The 16,576-nt window shown below is 65.8% G+C and carries 18 protein-coding genes; 9 read left to right on the top strand and 9 right to left on the bottom strand.

The genetic code is table 11. From position 1 onward, the window contains the following. Positions 1–34 precede the first annotated feature (34 nt). Positions 35–634: a recombination mediator RecR gene (recR, locus tag ABIB49_RS01745; protein ID WP_226773925.1), complete on the top strand. Its 600-nt coding sequence runs from the start codon at positions 35–37 to the stop codon at positions 632–634. A 70-nt stretch (positions 635–704) separates the two neighbouring features. On the opposite strand, the gene ABIB49_RS01740 is transcribed toward recR, so the two are convergent. Next, positions 705–1,814 (bottom strand): hypothetical protein, encoded by a 1,110-nt coding sequence (locus tag ABIB49_RS01740; RefSeq protein ID WP_226773924.1) that lies wholly within the window; start codon positions 1,812–1,814, stop codon positions 705–707. 243 nt (positions 1,815–2,057) lie between these two features. Here ABIB49_RS01740 and ABIB49_RS01735 point away from each other — a divergent pair, with 243 nt between their 5' ends. Continuing rightward, a complete protein-coding gene (locus ABIB49_RS01735) occupies positions 2,058–3,416 on the top strand; it encodes an aspartate kinase (protein WP_253031338.1) in 1,359 nt (452 codons plus the stop codon). A 147-nt stretch (positions 3,417–3,563) separates the two neighbouring features. Here the strand turns inward: ABIB49_RS01735 and ABIB49_RS01730 are convergent, their stop codons facing one another. Together ABIB49_RS01730 and ABIB49_RS01725 are read right to left on the bottom strand one after the other, a co-directional pair. Next, the gene (locus ABIB49_RS01730) at positions 3,564–3,758 is read right to left on the bottom strand and encodes a hypothetical protein (protein WP_226773930.1); all 195 of its coding nucleotides are present in this window, start codon (positions 3,756–3,758) and stop codon (positions 3,564–3,566) included. A 194-nt stretch (positions 3,759–3,952) separates the two neighbouring features. After that, positions 3,953–4,186: a hypothetical protein gene (locus tag ABIB49_RS01725; RefSeq protein WP_226773929.1), complete on the bottom strand. Its 234-nt coding sequence runs from the start codon at positions 4,184–4,186 to the stop codon at positions 3,953–3,955. Between the two features lie 76 nt (positions 4,187–4,262). On the opposite strand from ABIB49_RS01725, the gene ABIB49_RS01720 reads away from it, so the two are divergent. Genes ABIB49_RS01720 through ABIB49_RS01705 form a run of 4 tightly spaced genes read left to right on the top strand, consistent with a single transcriptional unit; the run spans position 4,263 to position 6,632 of the window. After that, the gene (locus ABIB49_RS01720) at positions 4,263–4,736 is read left to right on the top strand and encodes a MarR family winged helix-turn-helix transcriptional regulator (RefSeq protein ID WP_226773922.1); all 474 of its coding nucleotides are present in this window, start codon (positions 4,263–4,265) and stop codon (positions 4,734–4,736) included. A 27-nt stretch (positions 4,737–4,763) separates the two neighbouring features. Beyond that, positions 4,764–5,321 (top strand): SSI family serine proteinase inhibitor, encoded by a 558-nt coding sequence (locus tag ABIB49_RS01715; protein ID WP_226773921.1) that lies wholly within the window; start codon positions 4,764–4,766, stop codon positions 5,319–5,321. Next, positions 5,314–6,267 (top strand): 3-methyladenine DNA glycosylase, encoded by a 954-nt coding sequence (locus ABIB49_RS01710; protein ID WP_282359596.1) that lies wholly within the window; start codon positions 5,314–5,316, stop codon positions 6,265–6,267. The genes ABIB49_RS01715 and ABIB49_RS01710 overlap by 8 nt, the downstream gene beginning before the upstream one ends. Continuing rightward, entirely contained in the window at positions 6,267–6,632 is a 366-nt protein-coding gene (locus ABIB49_RS01705; RefSeq protein ID WP_226773920.1) for a serine protease inhibitor, read from the top strand. The genes ABIB49_RS01710 and ABIB49_RS01705 overlap by 1 nt, the downstream gene beginning before the upstream one ends. Positions 6,633–6,749: 117 nt before the next feature. On the opposite strand, the gene ABIB49_RS01700 is transcribed toward ABIB49_RS01705, so the two are convergent. After that, positions 6,750–10,004 (bottom strand): S8 family serine peptidase, encoded by a 3,255-nt coding sequence (locus tag ABIB49_RS01700; RefSeq protein WP_502913741.1) that lies wholly within the window; start codon positions 10,002–10,004, stop codon positions 6,750–6,752. A 298-nt stretch (positions 10,005–10,302) separates the two neighbouring features. Further along, a complete protein-coding gene (locus ABIB49_RS01695) occupies positions 10,303–10,488 on the bottom strand; it encodes a hypothetical protein (protein ID WP_226773919.1) in 186 nt (61 codons plus the stop codon). 268 nt (positions 10,489–10,756) lie between these two features. Here ABIB49_RS01695 and purS point away from each other — a divergent pair, with 268 nt between their 5' ends. Genes purS through purL form a run of 3 tightly spaced genes read left to right on the top strand, consistent with a single transcriptional unit; the run spans position 10,757 to position 14,092 of the window. Continuing rightward, on the top strand, positions 10,757–11,008 hold the full coding sequence (gene purS / locus ABIB49_RS01690; protein WP_056427643.1) for a phosphoribosylformylglycinamidine synthase subunit PurS: 252 nt from the start codon (positions 10,757–10,759) through the stop codon (positions 11,006–11,008). A 1-nt stretch (position 11,009) separates the two neighbouring features. Beyond that, positions 11,010–11,768 (top strand): phosphoribosylformylglycinamidine synthase subunit PurQ, encoded by a 759-nt coding sequence (purQ, locus tag ABIB49_RS01685; RefSeq protein ID WP_226773918.1) that lies wholly within the window; start codon positions 11,010–11,012, stop codon positions 11,766–11,768. After that, positions 11,765–14,092, top strand: coding sequence for a phosphoribosylformylglycinamidine synthase subunit PurL (gene purL, locus ABIB49_RS01680; RefSeq protein ID WP_226773917.1), 2,328 nt, complete (start codon positions 11,765–11,767; stop codon positions 14,090–14,092). The genes purQ and purL overlap by 4 nt, the downstream gene beginning before the upstream one ends. Before the next feature lie 213 nt (positions 14,093–14,305). On the opposite strand, the gene ABIB49_RS01675 is transcribed toward purL, so the two are convergent. The 4 genes from ABIB49_RS01675 to ABIB49_RS01660 form a co-directional block, all read right to left on the bottom strand. Further along, the gene (locus ABIB49_RS01675) at positions 14,306–14,599 is read right to left on the bottom strand and encodes a DUF503 domain-containing protein (protein ID WP_226773926.1); all 294 of its coding nucleotides are present in this window, start codon (positions 14,597–14,599) and stop codon (positions 14,306–14,308) included. 132 nt (positions 14,600–14,731) lie between these two features. Next, positions 14,732–15,277 (bottom strand): DUF1990 domain-containing protein, encoded by a 546-nt coding sequence (locus ABIB49_RS01670; protein WP_226773916.1) that lies wholly within the window; start codon positions 15,275–15,277, stop codon positions 14,732–14,734. Beyond that, positions 15,274–15,681 (bottom strand): MmcQ/YjbR family DNA-binding protein, encoded by a 408-nt coding sequence (locus tag ABIB49_RS01665; protein WP_226773915.1) that lies wholly within the window; start codon positions 15,679–15,681, stop codon positions 15,274–15,276. The genes ABIB49_RS01670 and ABIB49_RS01665 overlap by 4 nt, the downstream gene beginning before the upstream one ends. A 53-nt stretch (positions 15,682–15,734) precedes the next feature. Next, positions 15,735–16,445 (bottom strand): polysaccharide deacetylase family protein, encoded by a 711-nt coding sequence (locus ABIB49_RS01660; protein WP_226773914.1) that lies wholly within the window; start codon positions 16,443–16,445, stop codon positions 15,735–15,737. Positions 16,446–16,576: the final 131 nt, after the last annotated feature.

Below are 16,576 nucleotides of genomic sequence, written 5' to 3'. Positions count from 1 at the left end.
GACCCCCCCACACACAAAGACGAACGAGGACAAAGTGTACGAAGGTGCAGTTCAAGAGCTGATCGACGAGCTCGGACGGCTTCCCGGCGTCGGGCCCAAGTCCGCCCAGCGGCTGGCTTTCCACATCCTTGAAGCCGACCCGCAGGACATGAAGCGGCTGGCCGATGCCATCATCACTGTCAAAGAGCGGGTGAAATTCTGCACCGTCTGCGGGAACGTCACGGAGCAGGAACTCTGCAACATCTGCCGGGACCCGCGCCGGGACCCCTCGATCATCTGCGTCGTTGAAGAATCCAAAGACGTCCTTGCCGTCGAACGCACCCGATCTTTCCGCGGCCGTTACCACGTGCTTGGAGGGGCCATCAACCCCATCGCCGGTGTTGGCCCCGAGCAGCTCCGGATCCGTGAGCTGCTCACCCGGCTCAACGACGGGGCCATCCAGGAAGTCATCATTGCCACCGACCCCAATCTGGAGGGCGAGGCAACGGCTACCTACCTGGCCCGTATGCTCAAGTCGATCGGGATCGCCGTCACCAGGCTGGCGTCGGGACTGCCCGTGGGCGGCGACCTCGAATACGCCGATGAGGTCACGCTGGGCCGTGCGTTCGAGGGCCGCCGCAACGCTCTGAGCTAGTCCACCCGGGATGATGAACGCCGCCTCGGCCCCACCTTGGCACACTAGCGCCTAACCGGCCCGGGGGCGTTTACCTCGGAGCAACCTCACGCCGTCGGACTGCCGCAGCCCCTCCGTTCAGGAAAATCCCGGCCAGCACACCCTGGCCGGCCAACCCGCTGAGAGCCAACGGGATCTGCAGTCCGGATTCTTCCAACGGCTCCGCTTCAAGACACGGGACATGCCGGCCTTCGGCGGCGGCCTGGAGTTCAACCGGCAGCCAGCGGAGGGAGTCCGGCGGAGACGATGGGTCCCCAAGCAGCAGGGTAAATATAATCACCGGGTTCGAAACCGCCAGCCAGAAGATCCGCTCGGTGTGGAAGACCTCGGCAATCCCGGCAAACTCGGGCGAACATTCAAAATGCACCACCCGGCCCAAGTCATCGCGCTCGACATTGATGGCCACCAGCACCGGCTCGTCAGCGCGAACCGCCGGCAGTAGAGCGACCACTGCCACCACGTTTCCCAGCACCAGAAAGGCCGCAACAACGCAGGCGGCGGTTCGCGCGGCACCGGGACGGAGCCAGGCAGCGGCGCCGGCACCAATCCCACCGAACGCCGCAGAAGCCACCACCATAACGATTGCCGCAACAACCGCTGCTTCAACCGGCCCGCCGGATCCAAAGGCCGGCACCAGCAGGAAAACGAAGGCAGCCAAAGCAAACGCGACACCCCGCGACGCAGCCTCGAACCAGCGTGGCAGCGGGCCAGCGCCGCCGCCCCGTTCGGACACCGGCTCCGAAGGCGAGGGGCAATGGACCCGGCTGCGCCAACCGAGACCCCACAGCACCCCCGCTAACGCCGCGACCATTGTCAACGCCGCCGCGGTCAGAATGTACGCCAAACGGTACGAATCGCCGTGGAGTTCTTCGCCGGCACCCAGGACCGCGACCAGCAACATGGCCAAACCCCACGAAGCCAGCGATACCGCTGCCGACGCGAGCCAGAACCTCAGCGTGCGCACGGCCAGCAGGCGTTCGTGAACGGCTGCCCGGACTACGCGGGTCATGCGGCCGGCGGCCTGGAATGGCCCGCCGTCCCGGTCGTCGCCGCTCTGCCCGTCGCCGACCCCGGGCGCGGCATCCGGAGTGGCCCCGGCGCCGATCAGCTCATAGCCAAACTCTTCCCCATCCTGGTCCACCGTTTGAGCCTCCGACCTAGTGGACATGTCCAGCACCCGCGTCCCTGAACGGACATACCCGCCATATGCCCAATCCTGATCCGCGAGGGAGAGCATGTCCAGAGGAAATGAGGGGGCCCGTCTGCCATTCGGTCACAATGAAGCAACCGACGGGACACGGCGATAAACTGGGCTGAGAAGTTACGCCGTCGCGCCGTTTGGTTGCCTGGCCCAGAACCCCGATGATCCAGTGAGGGTGCGCGCATGAGTTTGCCCACTACCGAAGTCCACTCCGGACCGCAGCCGCTAACGCTGCCCGTCACGGCCGCCCCCACCAGGCACCTGGTGGTCAAGAAATTCGGCGGTTCCTCAGTAGCGGATGCTGCGGGGATAAAGCGGGTGGCCAGGCGGATCGTCGACGCCCAGAACGCCGGTGACGAAGTCGTTGTGGTTGTCTCGGCCATGGGCGACACCACCGATGAACTACTGGACTTGGCCGCACAGGTCACCGATGCGGCGCCGGCCCGGGAAATGGACATGCTGCTCTCAGCCGGTGAACGCATCTCGATGGCCCTGCTCGCCATGGCCATCAACAAGTTCGGCGCTTCGGCACAGTCCTTCACCGGCTCCCAGGCCGGCATGATCACCGACGGCATCCACGGCAAAGCCCGGATCATCGACGTCGACCCGCACCGCATCCGCACCGCCCTGGACAAGGGACACATTGCGATCGTCGCAGGCTTCCAGGGCATGAGCCGCACCACCAACGAGGTCACAACGCTGGGCCGCGGCGGTTCGGACACCACAGCGGTGGCGCTGGCCGCCGCCCTCGATGCCGACGTGTGCGAGATCTTCACCGACGTCGACGGGATCTACACCGCAGATCCCAGAGTTGTACCGTCCGCGCGCAAGATCGACCGGATCTCCAGCGAGGAGATGCTCGAACTGGCGGCGTCCGGCGCCAAGATCCTGCACTTGCGCTGCGTCGAGTATGCGCGCCGTTTCGGTATGCCGCTGCATGTAAGATCCTCCTTTAGCCAGAACGAAGGCACCTGGGTCCTACCCGGCGCCGACGACAAGATCCCAACCCAAGAAGGAGTTGCCTTGGAGCAGCCAATCATCTCCGGTGTTGCCCACGACCGTTCCGAAGCCAAGGTCACGGTCGTCGGGGTTCCTGATATTCCCGGCAAGGCCGCGGCGATCTTCCAGGTCATCGCCGATGCGCACTCGAACATTGACATGATTGTCCAGAACGTATCCACGCACGGCACCGGCCGGACCGATATTTCCTTCACCCTGCCGATCGTCGAGGGCGCCGACGCCCTGGCCGCCCTGCACGCCGCGCAGGACCGGATCGGCTTCGAAAGCATCGAATACAACGAAAAGATCGGAAAGCTGTCGCTGATCGGCGCCGGCATGCGGTCCCATCCCGGTGTCTCTGCGCGGTTCTTCGCGGCGCTTTCGGAGGCCAGCATCAACATCAACATGATCTCCACCTCGGAGATCAGGATTTCCGTCGTCACGCACGCTGATCTGCTCGACGACGCCGTTCGCGCCATTCACAAGGCTTTTGACCTGGACAGCGAGGACGAGGCAACGGTCTACGGCGGTACCGGCCGCTGACCGGAACGGCGGGACTCGGCGGGGATTCACGCCGGACGCGGCTAGCCAGCCGTCATTAAGACAAGACACCATTATTGAAGGCAGGGACCGGCGCCGGCCGCTCCCTGCCCGTTACGCCCGGGACCTTTGCGCCCCTCCGGCGAATGCTCAGGCTTCCTGGTTCCGGAGATCTTCCTTTCGGACAGCGTAGTGATGTCCCTGCGCATCGGTCTCCACTTCGAAACCGGCGAGGTCCACTTCGGAAGCCCGCTCAAAGTCGTCGTGCTTGTGCACGACCGGCGAGGAGGTATCCCCCCTCGAAGCAGTACCGAAAAAGAAACCTATCCAGGACGACGGGTGCAGGTGCTTTCCGAGGGCAGCTTTCCGCAGTGCGAGTGCCACAATTCCCACCCCCTCTCCAGCGTCCGGGCCATGCTGAACGGCCACGGCTGCGTGCGGGGCCAGTGCCCTCATTTTACGCCCGACGGCGGCAAAAGGCGCCGGGCGGCCCGAGACCAGGGCCGGACGCGGTCCCGGAGCCCCGGCCTTGCTGCGGCTCAGCGCAGTGACTTGTCATCGGGGTTGCGCGGCACAACATAGGTGCTTCCGTCCGGCCTCCGGAGGGTCTCCCACTGCTGGGTTTCGGCTTCGCGCGCGGCCAGCAGCTGCCGGTTCTGTTCCGTCATCTCATGGCCGAGGGCGCTGCGGTTGGCGGGGCCGAAGATCATCCGGAGCTTGCCGGTGGCACGCATAAAACGCTGCGAGCCGTTTTCGGCTTTTTCGTTGGCCATCACAATCCACTCCTAGAACGGGACGATGACTCCAGTGTACGCTAATGATTAGTACACGAACTATCTAGGAGGCCAGATGACGGAATCGACCGGGGAAGCCCGGGACGACCTCCTGCTCGAGCACCAGCTCTGCTTCGCTCTTACGGTGGCCTCCCGGAGCGTCGTCGGCGCCTACAAGCCGGTGTTGGACCAGCTCGGCCTGACCCACCCGCAATACCTTGTGATGCTTTGCCTCTGGGAATCCAGCCCCCGCTCCGTACGAGACATCAGCGCTGCCATCGCCCAGGAACCGGCAACGATTTCGCCCCTGCTCCGCCGCCTGGAGTCGGCCGGATTCATCACCCGCCAGCGCGTGCCCGGCAACGAACGGACCCTTGCCGTGGGCCTGACGCCGCGGGGTGCGGCGTTGCGGCAGCAAGCGACAGCCGTGCCCGGCACCATGATGGATCGGCTGGGCATGACCCGTGAACAGGTCAGCCATCTGCACAGCGCCATGATGGGCCTGATTGCTGCCACAAAGACCCCCGTCGAGCTGCCGCCGCGGCGGTAGACTGGGCAAAACACAGGAGGACTGCTGATGCGCAAGCAACTGAGCCAGGCGGCGTTCGTTCTGATGGCAGTGGCCGGACTCGCCGCCTGCTCGCCAGGAACAACACCGACGCCGTCGACCACCGCCACCGCCCCGACGGACGGGACCAGCACTGCCCCGACAGGCACACCCTCGCCCGATGCCGAAACAAAAACGCCGGCACCTGCGCCGTCCGCCGCCTCCGCGACCCCGGGGCCGGGACTGGGCAACGCCGAACTCGCCATCAGCGTCAAACCGTCCGCGTCCGGCACACCCGCAAACTTCACACTGGTCTGCGTGGACGGAGTTCCCTCCGCCGAGAGCCAGCACCCCAACGCTGCCGCAGCCTGCACCGCCCTGAAGAACGACGCAGCGCTCCTGAGCCCGCAGCCCCGGCCAAAAGACCAGGCCTGCACCCAGCAGTACGGCGGCCCGCAGGAGGCCACGGTCACGGGCGTCGTGGACGGACGTCCGGTCGAAACAACGTTCAGTCTGCGCGACGGCTGCGAGATCTCCGCCTGGAACGCCGCCAAGGACGTCCTGGGCTCCACCGGCGGAGCTGTCTAAACTGCAGGGACTTTCCACAGATCACTGGCTTCCCCGCCAAGCTGCCCACCACGCGCGTGTCCGCCGCTACGCGGACCCTTACCTCGCCCGGCGTTCGGCGGGCAAGAAGCACCCGGTAGAGGACTTTCTCTTCACCTACTACACCCAGAAACCCGGGCAGTTGCTGCGCTGGCACCCCGGCGCCGGCGTCGTACTGTCAGGGCCCGCCGCGGCCGAGCGGACCGGCTGGAAGTACTACCGCGCGGCCGACGACGGCGAACTCGCCGCCGCGGGGCTGCCGCCGGGCACCACGGCTGCCACTGTCGACGTCGAAGCCTTCGTCCGGGACCGTCGGGAGGCCCTGGTATTCGCCGGGATTATCCTGGCCGGGACTGCGGCGCGCCCGGCCCAATTCGGCTGCTTTGGGCTGCACGAATGGGCCATGGTCTACCGGCAGGATAAGTTCGAGCTTCGGCACGAATACCTCCAGCTGCGGCTAGGCTCCGAACGGACCGACGAAGTGGTGGAGCAAAACCGGATCCGCTGCTCCCACTTCGACGCCTTCCGTTTTTACACACCGGACGCGGTTCCGCTCAACAGCCTGGCGCCAAGCCGGGAAAACCAGCGGTCGATGGAACAGCCCGGTTGCCTGCACGCCAACATGGACCTCTATAAGTGGGCCTACAAGCTTGCCCCGCTGCTGCCGAGTGAGCTGGTGATGGACTGTTTCGAGCTCTCCTGGCGGATCCGGGCCATGGACATGCAGGCATCCCCCTATGACCTGGACGAGTGGGGCTATCCCGCCATCCTGATCGAAACACCCGAGGGCAAAGCCGCCTATATCGAATACCAGCGGGCTTTTTCGACCGAAGCGCAAGACCTGCGGGAGCGGTTGCTGCGGGAGCTTGCTCCCCTGCTGCGGTCGATACGGTCCGGCCCTGACATCGAACGTACAAAAGGACAGTAATGACCCACAATCACCACGAGATCGATCTCACCGTTCGACTGACCGAGGCACCGGGCGCCCCGGAACACGTTTTTCAGCTGTCGGCAAGCGACGGCGTCCTCGCGGCGGGATGTACCCTGCCGGATGCCACCGCCGCCCTCGCTGCCGTCACACAGCATGGGGAGGACATGTTCTTCCCCCGGCCCGGTCCGCCGAAATTGTGCACCCAGCAGTACGGCGGTCCGCAGCTGGCCGTGGTCACCGGGTGGTTCCTGGGCCGGGAAGTCACCAGCCAGTTCAGCCGCACGGACGGTTGCGAGATCGCCCGCTGGCGGGCCATGGCGCCGCTGCTGGGCGGAGTGGCGGGTTCCACCGGCGCGATCTAGGCTGGCCGCCTGCGTCCGGCAGGACGCAGGAACGGCAACGGCCGGCAGTGCAGGAACGGCAACGGCCGGCGGTGCAAACCGCCGGCCGTTGCCGTTTTGTCAGGACTGGAACTGCGCCTAGACGGCGTTGTTGGGAGCGCTAAGTTCCTCGTTCTGGAACTTAGCCTGCTCCTTCTTCACCTTTTTGCCCTTGTCCTTTTTGTCCTTTTTGTCCTTGCCGTCGTGGCTTCCGTCGCCGCTGTCACCGGGACCGTCATTGCTGTCCTGGTCCTCAGAGGTCGGCGGCACCACCACGGCGCCTGCCGGAGTCACGAGCACACTGACAAACGTCGGCTCGCTGGTGCCGGCGAACGTCACCCGGCCGATGTAGGAACCGACTGCCAGGTTCTTCCATTTCAGCGTCACGACTCCGGACTTGCCGTTGGCAAGACGCAACGGGTTGGGCGTCAACGTCGCGTTGCCGACATTGGAGCCGAGCACAGCTGCATCGACGCTCGCCTTCGTGGCCTGGCCGTTGGGGCTGGCGTAGAGGTTCACGAAAATCCGGTAGGTTCCCGGGGTCGGGTTGGGGATTGAGAGCGACTCGCTCGCAGACGAGGTTGCGACCTGGATCAGCTGGTTGGCGGGATTCACCACATACATATCGAAGTCGGCATTCGGGTCCGCGGAGTAGACCGAGAGCTTGGCCAGCGGGCTGCCGGCCGGCACCTGGACGGCTTTGGCGAAGTTCGAGGCGTTCGTAACCCCAAGGGCCACCGGACCGGGGACCAGTTCAACGGCAGAGGAGTCCGCCTTGGATAGACCGTCCAGGGTCATGTTGATGGCATTGTTGGTGCCCGAGACAACCTTGAGGTCACCGGAGCCGGTGCCGCCCTCGGAGGTGAAGGCAACATCCTTGGAGGTGACGACCGACTGCGGACGGACCGCGATCGGGGAAGCCACGTTCTTGTTGGCGCCCTGCCAGGTCAGCGAGCCCATGGCGAACTTGCCCAGTGCTGCGCTCTGATTCTCGAAGGAGACCTTGAAGTTCTTCTTCTCCCCTGCCGTTCCGAACGTCAGGATGGACGGGGTTACCGTGACCTTGACACCGGGGACGTCGGCCTTGACCCGGTAGGTGCCGGGGGTCAGCGCGGTCAGGGTCCGGGTTACTTCGATCTTGCCGGTCAGGTTGCCCAGCGAGAACGACGGGACGTTCATGTCGCGGGCCTTTGTGCTGCCCAGCCCCGGGATGCCGAGGTCCACTCCGGTGCCCTGGATGAACTTCAGGTAGTCGTCTTCGTTGGCGTCGTACACCAGTCCAGGGTCCAGCATGCGGGCCGGATCAACCTGGCCTGCGCCGGTGGCGAGGACATCGGTGTTCTTGCTGCCGTCGGCATTCTTGATGTCACCGGCGGTGGTCATCATCGCGGACTTGACCGTGGCCGGGGACCACTTCGGGTTCTTGCCGAGGACCAGTGCGCCGAAGCCGGCGACGTGCGGAGCCGCCATGGAGGTACCGGACAAAAAGCCAAAGTTGTCCCCGCCGGTGCCTATCGGCGAAACGCCCGCCAGGACTGCAACGCCGGGGGCAGTCACATCAGGCTTCAGCAGGTCGGATTCGGTTGCCAGCAGCGGGCCGCGGGACGAGAAACCGGCGATCTGCGGCTGGGCCTCAGGCGCCAGGCCGGTGGTGTCCTTGTTGACCAGGGAAACCGTTATGGCCGGGTTGGCCGTGACCTTGGCCTTGATGGTCTCGGTGGCCGGCGGGTTGACGTGGACGGTCGGGACGGCGTGCTTGTCCGTGTCCAGCGAGGAGTTGCTCAGGTTGACGAGGATCATGCCGACACCGCCGCCGCGCTGGACTTCCTTGCTCTTGGCGACGCGATCGAAGACGCCGCGGTCACAGACCACTACCTTGCCGGCGACTTTCGCCGGGTCCAGTGTGTCCGGGCCGCAAAGTGCTGCGTTGGGGATTCCGGCCGTGGCGGCCGCGTTGGCAGCCAGCACGACGCCGGCACCCTGGACTTCGCGGTTCATGATGCTGGCGCCGCGGAACTTGCTTCCGTCGGAGAACTCGACGGTGCCCTGCAGTTCCTGCGAGAAGCTGCTGGCAGCGACAGTCGTGACCCACGGTTCACCGTGGTTCACTGTGCTCGCCGTCGGGCCGGAGTTACCGGCCGATGCTGCCACGAAGATTCCGGCGGAGGCGGCCGACAGGAACGCCATGGAGACCGGATCGGTGGTGGTGGAGGTGGCGCCGGAAATCGAATAGTTCAGGACATCCACACCGTCGTAGATGGCCTGGTCGACTGCGGCGATCGATGAGGAGCTGTAGCAGCCGCCGCTGTTCGGGTCGGTATCCTCCCAGCAGACCTTGTAAACAGAGAGCTTGGCCGCGGGGGCGATGCCGCTGGTCAGACCGAAGCTGCGACCGTCAACGAAAGTCTCGACGTTCGCGTTCCCGGCAGCGGTACTGGCCGTATGCGTGCCGTGGCTGGCGACATCGACCGGGGAGATCTTCTCCAGCGGGGAGCGTTCTTCCGCCGGAACGTACGTCAGGAAGTCATCGGCGAAGTAATGCGCCGCGAGGACTTTGGAGTTGCAGGCGGAGCCGTCAAAGTCTGCGCCGGTACCCTCGCCTTTCTGGCACTCGCCGGTGAAGGTATCGCCGTCGGACTTGAGCATTGCAATCTTGCCGTCGTCGGTGCGGTACGGCACGCCAACGACGGGATCGCCAACGAGCGGCATAACCTGGTCGCCGGCGAAAAAGGCGCTGGAGGGGGTGTAGCCGGTGTCGATGACACCCACGACAACACCCTTGCCGGCGGCCGCCTGGCCGCCGAACTTCGTGCTCCAGGTGCCGTTGGGGCCGCTGAGCTTCAGGAAGTCAGTGCTCGAGTAGTCCGGGGCGTTTTCGGTATCCGGAGCAACCACCAGCACGCCGGGGTCCTTGGCCAGCTTGATGGCCTGGTCCCCCGTGAGGTTTGCGCTGAAACCGTTGACGGCCGCGGTGAACTGCCGCTTGATCCGGACGTTCTGCTGCCCGGCGACCTCGGCCTGCTTCGCTTCGAGGTGGGCCTCGTAACGCTGGACGTCGGTCTTCCCGGTGTCGAGCTTCTTGCCGGAGTCCGGCTTGGTTGCCGCCAGCCCGGGCGTCCCGCCATCGTAGGTGGCCGCCGGTTTCTCATTGAGGACGACAATGTAGCGTCCGTCCTGGTAGCTGTTCGGATCCAGATTCTTCTGCGCAACTCCGGCGACGGGCGAGCCCATCGCGGGAGCCGCCGTGGCGGGCGCGATTGCGGCTGTTGACAAGAGAACCGGCAAGCCCAGGGTCAGTGCCGCGGCCCTCCGGAGTCCCCCGCTTCGAAGGAAGCTCTTTCCTGGTGATTTCACGTGTAGTTGAACCTTTCATAAGGAACGATACCGGCGGCGTTGCCGGGTCAGGGGACTGCGGCGGCACTACCGGGTCAGGGGACTGGCAGGACTGAAAGAGCTAGGAACCTCACGGCCCTGAAGGATACCAGCCGATTCATACAGTACAGACTGAGAGCCGGTTATGACATAGAACACAAACAGGAAATCGAAATTTGTCACACAATTCGACAAGATCCTTGGGCCGGGCCGCCCGGGTGGGCCCCGGAGGCCGAATTGCGGCCCCCGGAAGAAAGGAGCCGGGCGTCTCGCCGGCACGCTACTCCCGCGGCGTCCTCACCAGTTCGCTGATCCCGGCGCGGGTCTTCTCGTCAAGCGGGCCGGCCACATTGCTTTCCCTGGCCTTCCGGTCCCCCATGACCTTCTGCAGGACCATCCTCCCGAGGCCCGCAAAAACGGCAGCAGCAACAACGGGCAACAGCACGGACTTCGTTTTCTCAGCCATAGGCACATGCTACTGACGGGGCACCGGGGTGACCAGAGCACTGCGGCGTCCCGGGCCGGAGCCGAAGGGCGCACCAGCGCCTGCGCCCGCCGCGCTGCCGGTGTTCACACTGCCCGCGCGAATGCGGCCGGACGCACCGCGGCCGGTAGAATAGGGATGCAAGCTCGCGGAGCGCCCTTTTACGCTGTCCTCACCACACAGCAGACCGGCGTGAGACGGCACCACTCCGCTGCGCCCTTACCCAACGCTCACGCACAGGAGTTGCCGGATGCCCCGGATCGTTGTCGACGTTATGCCCAAGCCCGAGATTCTCGACCCCCAGGGGAAGGCCATCGTGGGTGCACTCCCCCGTCTGGGCTTCACCGCGTTTAGCGCTGTCCGCCAGGGCAAGCGCTTTGAACTCACGGTCGATGGCGAGGTGACCGAAGAGATCCTGGCCCAGGCCCGGAACGCCGCGGAGACCCTGCTGTCCAACCCGGTGATCGAAGACGTCGTCAACGTCGAGGTCGTCGAGGCCTGAGATGACTGAACTTCCCCTGATTGGCGAAGCCATTGCCGTCGCCGCAGAGCCCCGGCTCGCCGGCGCGAAGATCGGCGTCGTGACCTTCCCCGGCACCCTGGACGACCGCGATGCCATCCGGGCGGTCCGGCTCGCAGGCGCCACCGCCGTCCCGCTCTGGCACGCCGACACCACCCTGGGGGACGTCGACGCCGTCGTCATTCCCGGTGGTTTCTCCTACGGCGACTACCTCCGCGCCGGCGCCATCTCCCGGTTCGCGCCGCTGATGACCAAAATCATCGACGCCGCGACCTCGGACGGCAGGCTGCCCGTGCTGGGCATCTGCAACGGCTTCCAGATCCTGACCGAATCGCACCTTTTGCCCGGCTCGATGATCAAAAACGACCACTTGAAATTCATGTGCCGCGACCAGGTCCTGCGGGTGGAAAACAACACAACCGCCTGGACCGGCGACTACGCCGCCGGCCAGGAAATTACCGTGCCGCTGAAGAACCAGGACGGCCAGTACATCGCGGACGCCAAGACCCTTGACGCGCTGGAAGCCGAGGGCCGTGTGGTGTTCCGCTACGTCGGCTTCAACCCGAACGGCTCCCGCCGCGACATCGCCGGCATCGCCAACGCCGCGGGAAACATTGTGGGCCTTATGCCGCACCCGGAACACGCCGTGGAAGCAGGATTCGGCCCCGAGAACGGCTCCGGCACCGAGGGCCTTGGCTTCTTCACCTCTGTCCTGAACAAGATCGTGGGAGACAACAAATGACGGACACGTCGCGCCCCAACGCCACCGAGACCAAGAAGTTCAACATCGACACGGTCGAGAACGCGGCCAAGACACCGGACGTCGAGCTGCCGTGGGCCGAGCTGGGCCTGAAGCAGAACGAGTTCGAGGAAGTCGTTAAGGTCCTGGGCCGCCGCCCGACAGGCGCCGAGCTCGCCATGTATTCCGTGATGTGGAGCGAGCACTGCTCCTACAAGTCCTCCAAGAACCACCTGCGCCAGTTCGGCGAAAAGGTGACCGAGGAGATGAAAAAGGACATGCTTGTGGGCATCGGCGAAAATGCCGGCGTCACGAATCTCGGTGACGGCTGGGCGGTGACGTTCAAGATCGAGTCGCACAACTCGCCGTCGTTCGTCGAGCCCTACCAGGGTGCCGCGACCGGCATCGGCGGGATCGTCCGCGACATCATCTCGATGGGTGCCCGGCCCGTGGCCGTAATGGATCCGCTGCGGTTCGGCGCCATCGACCACCCCGATACCGCCCGCGTGATGCACGGCGCCGTCGCCGGCATCGGCGGCTACGGCAACTCCCTGGGACTGCCGAACATCGGCGGCGAAATGGTCTTCGACTCCGTGTACCAGGGCAACCCGCTGGTCAACGCCCTCGCCGTCGGCGTGATGCGGCACGAGGACATCCGCCTCGCCAACGCCTCCGGCAAGGGCAACAAGGTGGTGCTCTTCGGAGCCCGCACCGGCGGTGACGGCATCGGCGGCGCCTCCGTGCTGGCCTCGGAGTCCTTCGACGACACCAAACCCTCCAAGCGTCCGGCCGTCCAGGTCGGGGACCCCTTCGCCGAGAAGGTCCTGATCGAATGCTGCCTCGAACTGTTCAAGGGCTCCCTGGTTGAGGGCATCCAGGACCTCGGCGCCGCCGGCATCTCCTGCGCTACCTCCGAGCTCGCCTCCAACGGCGACGGCGGCATGGAAGTCGAGCTCACCTCCGTCCTGCTGCGCGACCCCACCCTGACGCCGGGCGAGATCCTGATGTCCGAGTCGCAGGAACGCATGATGGCCGTCGTCACCCCGGAAAACGTCGCAGCATTTGAAGCCGTGATGGACAAGTGGGCTGTCGAGTATTCCTGGCTGGGCGAGGTGACCGATACCGGACGCCTCATCATCACGTGGGAAGGTGACGTGATTGTTGACGTCGACCCGCGCACAGTGGCCCACGACGGGCCGGTCTACGACCGGCCGTTTGCCCGCCCCGCCTGGCAGGACGCCGTGCAGGCCGACTCCTTCACCGGGTCCGTGCAGGACGCCGGCCGCCCGTCCGCCCCCGCGGACCTGGCCACCGCCATCACCGAGCTCGTTTCCTCGCCGAACATGTGCAGCAAGTCCTGGATTACCAGCCAGTACGACCGCTATGTCGGCGGCAATACCTCGATGTCGTTCCCGGACGACGCCGGCGTGGTCCGGGTGGACGAGGAAACCGGGTTGGGCGTGGCTCTGGCCACCGACGCCAACGGCCGCTACACCTACCTTGATCCCTACCACGGCGCACAGTTGGCGCTGGCCGAGGCGTACCGCAACGTCGCCACCTCCGGCGCCGTGCCGATGGCCGTCAGCGACTGCCTGAACTTCGGCTCGCCCGAGGATCCCGACGTTATGTGGCAGCTTGCCGAAGCCATCCGCGGCCTGTCCGACGCGTGTATGGTCCTGGGCATCCCGGTCACCGGCGGCAACGTTTCGCTCTACAACCAGACCGGCACAGTGCCCATCCACCCCTCCCCCGTGGTGGCCGTGCTGGGCAAGTTCGACGACGTCGACCGGCGCACGCCGTCGGGCTGGCAAGAAGACGGCCAGGCCATCTATTTCCTCGGCACAACCGCTGCGGAGCTGGACGGTTCGGAGTGGTCCAACATGCGCGGACACCTGGGTGGTTTGCCTCCCAAGGTTGACTTGGCCGCCGAGCGTGCGCTGGGCGAGATCCTGATTAACGCTTCCCGCGACGGCATGGTGGATTCCGCGCACGACCTCTCCGAGGGCGGCCTTGCCGCGGCCCTCGTGGAGTCCTCGCTGCGCTACGGCGTGGGTGCCCGGATTGCGCTGCAGGATATCCTGGACCGCGATGGCGTGGACCTGTTCACCGCGCTGTTCTCCGAGACCCAGGGCCGCGCCATCGTGGCGGTGCCCCGCTCCGAGGAAATCAGGTTCAAGGACATGTGCACCGCCCGCGGCTTCGCGCACCTCCGGATCGGCGTCGTGGACGCCGAGGGCGGCACGCTTGAGATCAACGGCGTCGACACCCTGGACCTCGCCTCGCTCCGCGAAGCCCACGAGGCTACCTTGCCGAAGTACTTCGGCTAGTCCGCACCGCAACCCTGACCCCACGGCGCGGGCCTAACCGACCGCGCCGTGGGGCCACTTGCCGCTTGGAGAACCCCCTCGGGATGGGCGCCAAGTCACCCCGCGTGGCTTGGACAGCACTGACCGCGGCGGTCCACGGCGGAGGCTCGTCCTGCCCGGGACCGCGGGCCCTGGCGGCACCCGCACCGCCGCTGCTGCATCGATCAGTTGAGGTCAGTCATCGCTGCGCAACTCCCGTTGGCGGACGCTGAGCAGCTCCATGTCGGGCCGGGCGGCGACAAAGCGTTCGACGGCGGCAAGAACTTCCATAAGATGAGCCCGGTCCGCTGCGACGAGACCGGCGCCGATTATGGTCCGCCGGTACTGGTCCTGGAGGCCAGCCTCGGTCACGGAGACCTCAAAACGCCGCTTCAGCTCGGCCAGCACGGGCCGCACCACGGACCGCTTTTCCTTCAGGCTGTGGACGTCGCCAAGGAGCAGGTCACATTCAATCCAGCCGATCCACATTGCACTGTCCCTCCTGAGGTTCTAGACGATGGCGAGCTCCACCATCGCCCGAGCGCAGCGGCGTCCCTCATGCGGCGTCCGGTCGAGGCCCTGCTGGGTCGAGGGTCAGTTGATTCAGCACTGTTGCTGCTCTCAGTCCACCCCTGCGGCAAGTTCCCGTGCACTCCGGATGTAGCGGGACGTGATGTGGCCCCGCACCCGCTTCGCCAGCACGTCGCCCGCCGCGTAGAACCAGTTGGACGGCACCCCAAACGCCGTGATCCGGATAGCTACCCGGCCCCCTGCATCGATGGAAATCTCGAACGCCTCCTCGCCCCGGACGGGATGCCCGGGGAGGGTCCCGTAGCCGAACCCGGCGGACTGCGGGCCCTTACCGGGTACCGGGCGGCGGACCCAGACCACCTCGCACGGTGCGTCGATCCGGAACGGCCCGACGCCGAACCCGCTGACCACGCGGGTGCCGGGGGCCACCACATCCGATTCCGCGCGGACACGCAGTCCTGCCCGTTTCTGCAGTTGCCAGTTCAGCGTCCCTTGGACCACGCGCCGGTAGCTGGCCAGGCCCTCGCCCACGTAGGCGTGCGTGACCAGGCATTCGTAGCCCGCAGGCGCCGGCCCATGCTCCGTGGAGCCGATGCCCGGATAGTTCAGCTCTCCGGCCGCGATCCGCGCGCTCATGCCCGGCCTCCTGCCAGCCGCGCCCAGCCCAGCTGTTCCTGCTGGCGGCGGTTCAGCGAAGCCACCACGAGGTCGTAGGAATCTTCAACCATGTCGCGCACCATCGCATCGGGAAGGGAACCATCCAGGCGCACACCATTCCAGTGCTTCTTGTTCAGGTGCCAGGCTCCGGTGATCTCGGGGTGCGCCGCACGCAGCTGCTCTGCCAGGGCCGGCTCGCATTTCAGGCTGACGGAGAAGTCAGTCGCCTGCAGGGCAGAGAGGGCGAATATTTTTGCTTCGTGGCGGACGCCGCCGGACACTGCGGCCCGCACCTTAAAGACAGCGGTCTCCGGGCCGAACGGAAAGTCTTCGAAAGCACCGGTCAAGCCAAGGCAGATTCCACGAAGTCCCGCTGCGTCCATGAACTCAGCCTACTTGCCTCCGCCGACTTTCTTGGGTCCCCGCCGGGAGTACCTCAAACGACGCCGAGAAAGTCCTCCAGCAGCACCACTTCAAGGCCGGCGGCCAGCTGGGCGGCCCGGAAAGCAGCCAGATCGGCGGCGAACTCGGGGCGGAAATGCATCAGCACAATATCCCCCGGACGCAGGGTATTGCCGTACTGGTAGTCCATCCGGCCGGCGTTGGCTTTAGCCTCCCAGGTGACGATCGCCTTAATCCCTGCCGCCGCGGCTGCCTGCCGCATGCTGATCGAGTAGGCGCCACCGGGCGGGCGGAACAGCGCGGGACGCCGTCCGAACACCCGCTGGGCATAATCCTGCATACCGGTGATTTCTGCGAGCTGCTGTTGGTACCCCATCTGAGTGACCATGTTGATGTTGTGGCTCAGTGTGTGGTTCTCCACCAGGCTCCCCTGGGCGGCGAAGGGTTCGAAGAAACCGGGGTTGTCCTGAACGAAGTTCCGGGTCAGGAACATCGACGCCGGATAATCGTACGCGGCCATCAGCCGGATCATTTCGGGAGATTTCGCCACCCCGTCGTCAATGGTGAGGAAAACCACCGGCTGCTTCGTCTCGATCTTGGTCAGCACCGGCGCCAGCCCGTTCTGAACCGGAGGCAGCGTGAAATCCCGGATAACCGGTGCGCGCGGACGTCGGGTGGGTCCGTCGTCGGGCAAGAGCGGGAGGCGCAGACGCCCGGGCCGGGCGGACACGGCAGGGGCGGACACGGCAGGGGCTGCGGGGCCGGGTGCTTGCGGCGGCGCAGTGGACGGGCCAGCCGGATCCGCGCAGGCCACCAAGGCCGTCGCCAGCGAGGCGCCCAGGAACCCAAGCGCCGTCCGGCGCCCAAGGGGCCGCC

The organism is Arthrobacter sp. UYCu512, from assembly GCF_040547075.1.
Taxonomy (GTDB): Bacteria; Actinomycetota; Actinomycetes; order Actinomycetales; family Micrococcaceae; genus Arthrobacter.
This window is presented reverse-complemented; position numbering and strand designations above follow the sequence as displayed.

What these genes read in the sequence shown, in the direction of transcription:
- purL (WP_226773917.1), top strand. Translation starts at nt 11,765, where the DNA reads ATGACGGACACGTCGCGCCCCAACGCCACCGAGACCAAGAAGTTCAAC.
- ABIB49_RS01675 (WP_226773926.1), bottom strand. Translation starts at nt 14,599, where the DNA reads ATGTGGATCGGCTGGATTGAATGTGACCTGCTCCTTGGCGACGTCCAC.
- ABIB49_RS01715 (WP_226773921.1), top strand. Translation starts at nt 4,764, where the DNA reads ATGCGCAAGCAACTGAGCCAGGCGGCGTTCGTTCTGATGGCAGTGGCC.
- ABIB49_RS01735 (WP_253031338.1), top strand. Translation starts at nt 2,058, where the DNA reads ATGAGTTTGCCCACTACCGAAGTCCACTCCGGACCGCAGCCGCTAACG.
- ABIB49_RS01720 (WP_226773922.1), top strand. Translation starts at nt 4,263, where the DNA reads ATGACGGAATCGACCGGGGAAGCCCGGGACGACCTCCTGCTCGAGCAC.
- ABIB49_RS01705 (WP_226773920.1), top strand. Translation starts at nt 6,267, where the DNA reads ATGACCCACAATCACCACGAGATCGATCTCACCGTTCGACTGACCGAG.
- ABIB49_RS01670 (WP_226773916.1), bottom strand. Translation starts at nt 15,277, where the DNA reads ATGAGCGCGCGGATCGCGGCCGGAGAGCTGAACTATCCGGGCATCGGC.
- ABIB49_RS01695 (WP_226773919.1), bottom strand. Translation starts at nt 10,488, where the DNA reads ATGGCTGAGAAAACGAAGTCCGTGCTGTTGCCCGTTGTTGCTGCTGCC.
- purS (WP_056427643.1), top strand. Translation starts at nt 10,757, where the DNA reads ATGCCCCGGATCGTTGTCGACGTTATGCCCAAGCCCGAGATTCTCGAC.
- purQ (WP_226773918.1), top strand. Translation starts at nt 11,010, where the DNA reads ATGACTGAACTTCCCCTGATTGGCGAAGCCATTGCCGTCGCCGCAGAG.
- ABIB49_RS01665 (WP_226773915.1), bottom strand. Translation starts at nt 15,681, where the DNA reads ATGGACGCAGCGGGACTTCGTGGAATCTGCCTTGGCTTGACCGGTGCT.
- ABIB49_RS01725 (WP_226773929.1), bottom strand. Translation starts at nt 4,186, where the DNA reads ATGGCCAACGAAAAAGCCGAAAACGGCTCGCAGCGTTTTATGCGTGCC.